This is a genomic window from Streptosporangium sp. NPDC006013, assembly GCF_040614275.1.
In the GTDB taxonomy this organism is placed as follows: domain Bacteria; phylum Actinomycetota; class Actinomycetes; order Streptosporangiales; family Streptosporangiaceae; genus Streptosporangium.
Genome location: NZ_JBEXUE010000631.1, coordinates 1 through 4,923 on the forward strand (window position 1 = coordinate 1; position 4,923 = coordinate 4,923).

The window sequence follows — 4,923 nt, forward strand, 5'->3', positions numbered from 1 at the left end:
TCCGCTTCGATCTCCCCGTCCCTTCACGAGAAGTGCCTGCCATCGGCATCTTCCTACGAATGGGGAACGGATGGAACCGCCGATCGGCGCCGGGGCGGAGCGGCGGCCGAGCGCCCGCACCCGCGCGACGAGCTCGATGAACACGAAGGGCTTGGCCAGGTAGTCGTCGGCGCCCAGCCCCAGCCCCTCCACCTTGTCGTCGACGTCACCCGAGGCGGTCAGCATGAGGATCCGCGACGCGGTACGGGAGGCCACCAGCCGGCGGCAGACCTCGTCACCGTGGACCTTGGGCAGGTCCCGGTCCAGGACGATGACGTCGTAGTCGATGTAGCCCGTCCGCTCCAGCGCGCCGGCGCCGTCGTAGGCCACGTCCACGGCCATCGCCTCGCGCCGGAGCCCGGTCGCGATCGCGTCGGCGAGCACCCGCTCGTCCTCGACCACAAGCACTCGCACGGCTTATGGCACCTCCCGTCACATTCCATGAGCAGCCGCTGGAACGGCCCCTCATTCTCACCCCATCCCCTGTAAGCACACGGTAAGGCCCTCCCAGGGGTAGACACTCCGTGTGATGTCGGAAACACACAGGTTTAGCTACTGGGCCACCGTGGGTACAGCCGGTTCCAGTCTCTATCGCGGTACCTTCCGCCCCCATGCGTCCGTGAGAAAGAAGGTGAGATGGGCGAGTTCACCACCACAATCGAACACCGCCTCGACCAGGCATACAGGAATCTGCAGGAGGCCAGGTCCTCCGGCGACGACTACCTCGCCGACACCTTCACCGCCGAGATCGAGGATCTCCAGCGTCTGGCCACAGACAACGGCGTTTCCATTCAGCGCTGATGGGAGGGAGCCCCCCGGCCATCTTGGCCGGGGGGCTCTTTCGTGCCCGTACCGCGAGGGTCCGGAGTCGAGGCCTCAGGCGTCGCGCTCCGGATCCAGCGGGAGCAGCAGGTCGTGCAGTTCCTCGAACAGGCCGGGCGCCGCGCACAGGACGAGGCCGGGATTGGCCGGCCTGCCGGCCAATCCACCGAGTCTGGCCCCCGCCTCCTGGGCGATGAGGCCGCCGGCCCCGTAGTCCCAGACGTTCGGGCCGCGCTCGTAGTAGCCGTCCACCCGGCCCGCCGCCACCGAGCAGAGGTCCGAGGCCGCCGATCCACCCCTGCGGATGTCACGTACCCGCGGCACCACGTGACGGAGCACCTCCGCCTGCACCTCGCGCCGCCCGCTCTCGTAGCCGAATCCGGTGGCGATCAGTGCCCGTTCCAGCGGCACACCGGTGTTGCAGCGCAGCCGCTCCCCCGCCAGCCACGCGCCCTCGCCCCTGACGGCGGTGAACACCTCTCCGCGGGGCACGACGTTGACCACCCCCGCGATCACCTCGCCGTCCACCTCGACCGCGATGCTGACCGCCCACTCGGGCAGCCCGTACAGGAAGTTGACGGTTCCGTCGATCGGGTCGACGATCCAGCGGACCCTGCCGTCGCCGGTAGAGCCGCCCTCCTCGCCGAGGATCGCGTCGCCGGGCCTGACCGCCCTGATCCTGTTGCGGATCAGTTCCTCCGAGGCCCGGTCGAGGGCTGTCACCACGTCGGTGGGGCTGGATTTGGTGACCAGCACCTCGGGACGGGGTGGACGCTTGGCCAGAAGCATCTCACCGGCCTCCCTGGCTATCTCCTCCGCCAGCCTGCCGAAGGTCACGGCACTGTCCACGATCCCCTCACCACTCCTCACTCGCTTCACCGGGCTCACGAACCGGCGATCTCCTCCGCCGACCGGCCGGTCACGGCACCGTCCACGATTCCTCCATCGGGCTCACGACAGCGACTCAGGGCGTTTCCACTCGCGGCCGAGGACATGCTGGTCCAGGAAGGCCAGCACGGTCTCGTACCAGACAACCGCGTTGCCCGGCTTGAGCACCCAGTGGTTCTCGTCGGGAAAGTACAGGAACTTCGACTCCACGTCGGAGCGCTGCAGGTCCCACCAGAGGCGCAGCGCCTCGCCGATGGGGACCCGGTAGTCCTTGTCACCGTGGATGACCAGCATCGGGGTGGAGATGTTCCCCAGCGACCGGTGCGGAGAGAGCTTCGCGTACAGCCCGGTGCCCGGGGCTCCGAACTCGCGCTGCCAGTACATCGATGCGTCGGTGGTGCCGGCGAACTGGTCGAGGTTCCAGAGCGAGGCGTGGGTGACGATCGCACTGAACCTGTCGGTGTGCCCGGCGACCCAGTTGGCCATGTAGCCGCCGAACGAGCCGCCCATGGCGGCGGTCCTGGTGGCGTCGACCTCGGGCAGCTCCAACGCGGCGTCGGTGATCGCCATCAGGTCGGCGTGGGTGCGCGGGCCCCAGTTGGCCCAGCCGCGCCGGATCATCTCCGGCCCGTACCCCGTGGACATACACGGGTCGGGAAGCAGCACGGCGTAACCGTTCTGGGCCATGATCCACGGGTTCCAGCGCCAGGACCAGTCGTTCCAGCTGCCCAGCGGGCCGCCGTGGATCCACAGCAGGATCGGCGCGGGGTTCTTCGCCGAGGCTCCCTCGGGCAGCGCCAGCCAGGCCCTGATCTCCGCGCCGTCGTCGGCGATCGCGGTCACCTCGGTGAGCCTGCCGGGCAGCACCAGCTCGGGGGCGGGGGAGGGAAGCCTTTCGACGGTGCCGTCCGCGGCCACCCTGACCGGGGCCGCGGGCGCGTCCACCGCGCCGCGCAGTGCGTAGACGGTGCCGTCGGGCGCGACGTTGAGCGAGGCGTACGCGGCGTCGTCACCGGTGAGCCGCTCCGGCGCGGAACCGTCGGCCGGGACCAGGAAGATCGGGCGGCGGCCGTGATGGTCGGCGGCCATGAACAGCGAGCGGGAGTCGGGCGCCCAGACGATGTCGGACGGCCAGAGCTCCCCGCCCGCGGGGTGGCCCTCACCGGTGGCCAGATCGACGATCCACAGGGTGCTCTCGGGGATGTGGTCGATGTCGGCGTGGTTGCTCCGGACGCACGCGACCAGGCGTCCGTCGGGAGAGATTCTGATCGGCCCGTCGAAGTCGTGGCCGTCATCGGCGGCGAGGACCCGCCGGGCACCGCCGTTGGCCGCCTCGATGGCGACCAGCTCGAAACGGAGCTCGCCGTGCGGCATCGAGACACCCCAGGTGGCCACGACCGTGGAACCGTCCGGCGTCACGTCGTAGGCGCTGTGGCTCGCCAAGGCCTTGCCCGGCTGGGGGGTGAGATCCCTGACCTCGGTCAGCCGTTCCTCCTCGCCCAGCGTGCCCGCGAACAGCCGGGGCTCGCCGGGCCCGAGGTCGTGATCCCAGTAACGCACCGGGTAGCTCTCGTGCAGGATCGCACTGATCCCCGCCTCCTTGCGCGTCTTGCGCCGCTCGGCCTCCCCCGCCTCGTCGCCCGGGAGCACGTCGGAGCAGAAGACCACGGTCTGCCCGCCGATCGCGAACCCGGCGACACCCCCCGGTCTGGATGCGATCTGCCGGGCCTCTCCTCCCGCCGCGGGCAGCAGCCAGAGCGCCGGAACCTCCTCGTCGGCGTCCTTGACCGTCGGGTCGGGCCGGCGCGAGCCGAAGAGCAGATCACCACGCTGGGTGAACTCGGCCCCGGCCTCGCCCTTGACCGATCTGGTCAGCCGGTGCGGCCTTCGGCCGTCGAGCGGGATCTCCCAAAGGGAGGTTCCGTAGGATCTGCCATCGGGGTTGAGCGCCTGCACCACGCTGACCAGGCGCGTTCCATCGGGGGATAGCCGCAGGGATGCCACCCGCGGCACGCCGACATAATCGCGGATGTCGTTAAATGGGGTCACAGTTTCGAACCTACCCCGGCTGCCGTCTTCGGACATGCCCCCAAACACGCATCCACAAATGTTGTTGATGACGAACTACGCATGGTGACCATGCGAGAGAACGCCCCGGCATGCGGTTTGATGAAGACCATGGGGAATTACGACGCACTCCTCGTCGTCTCGTTCGGGGGTCCCGAGAAGCCTGACGACGTGATGCCGTTCCTGGAGAACGTGGTGCGGGGCCGCGGGATCCCGCGCGAGCGGCTGCTGGAGGTCGAGGCGCACTACCAGCGCTTCGGCGGGGCCAGCCCGATCAACCAGCAGTGCCGCGACCTGATCGCGGCCGTGGCACCGACCATCGATCTTCCGATCTACTGGGGCAACCGCAACTGGCATCCCTATCTGGAGGACACGCTCCGCGAGATGGCGGCCGACGGCGTGCGCAGGGCGGCGGCCTTCGTCACCTCGGCCTACAGCTCGTACTCCGGCTGCCGGCAGTACATCGACGACATCGCGCTGGCCAGGGCCGCGGTCGAGGGGGCCCCCGAGGTGGTCAAGCTCCGGCACTACTTCGACCACCCGGGCTTCATCGCGGCGATGGCCGACCACACCCGCGAGGCGCTGGACCGGCTGCCCGACGGGCTCGGTGACTCCGCCCGGCTGATCTTCACGGCGCACAGCATTCCGGTCTCGATGGCCGAGACGGCCGGCGAGAGCGGCGGGGCGTACGAGGCTCAGCTGCGCCGCGCGGCCACGCTGGTCACCGCGGAGCTGGGTGGCGACAGGGCGTGGGACCTGGTCTGGCAGAGCCGGAGCGGCGCCCCTCACATTCCGTGGCTGGAGCCCGACGTCTGCGACCATCTGCTGGAGGTCGACGCCCGGGCGGTGGTGCTGGTGCCGATCGGTTTCGTCTCCGACCACATGGAGGTCGTCTACGACCTCGACGTGGAGGCCGCGGAGACGGCGAGAAAGATCGGCCTGCCGCTGGTCAGGGCGGCCACGGCCGGTACCCATCCCCGGTTCGTCTCGATGGTCTCGGAGTTGCTCGCCGAGCCCGAGCCCGTCGCGTGCTCGGCCACCTGCTGCCCGGCGCCGCCCTGACCAGCGGCAGGCCGATCTTTCTCGCCGTCTCCGCGGCCTCCACGT

General features: G+C 69.7%; 5 protein-coding genes. 2 read left to right on the forward strand and 3 right to left on the reverse strand.

The window, feature by feature from the left end:
* Window positions 1–453: response regulator (locus tag ABZ260_RS46555; protein ID WP_355631144.1), on the reverse strand; the 453-nt coding region annotated here is incomplete at its 3' end.
* 222 nt (window positions 454–675) lie between these two features.
* Between ABZ260_RS46555 and ABZ260_RS46560 the strand changes: the two genes are divergently transcribed.
* Window positions 676–840, forward strand: a complete 165-nt coding sequence (locus ABZ260_RS46560; RefSeq protein WP_355631147.1) for a hypothetical protein — start codon at window positions 676–678, stop codon at window positions 838–840.
* A 75-nt stretch (window positions 841–915) separates the two neighbouring features.
* Here the strand turns inward: ABZ260_RS46560 and ABZ260_RS46565 are convergent, their stop codons facing one another.
* A complete protein-coding gene (locus ABZ260_RS46565; RefSeq protein ID WP_355631150.1) occupies window positions 916–1,710 on the reverse strand; it encodes an inositol monophosphatase family protein in 795 nt (264 codons plus the stop codon).
* Between the two features lie 102 nt (window positions 1,711–1,812).
* Window positions 1,813–3,798 (reverse strand): prolyl oligopeptidase family serine peptidase, encoded by a 1,986-nt coding sequence (locus ABZ260_RS46570; protein WP_355631153.1) that lies wholly within the window; start codon window positions 3,796–3,798, stop codon window positions 1,813–1,815.
* A 129-nt stretch (window positions 3,799–3,927) separates the two neighbouring features.
* Between ABZ260_RS46570 and ABZ260_RS46575 the strand changes: the two genes are divergently transcribed.
* On the forward strand, window positions 3,928–4,878 hold the full coding sequence (locus ABZ260_RS46575) for a ferrochelatase (protein ID WP_355631156.1): 951 nt from the start codon (window positions 3,928–3,930) through the stop codon (window positions 4,876–4,878).
* Window positions 4,879–4,923 lie beyond the last annotated feature (45 nt).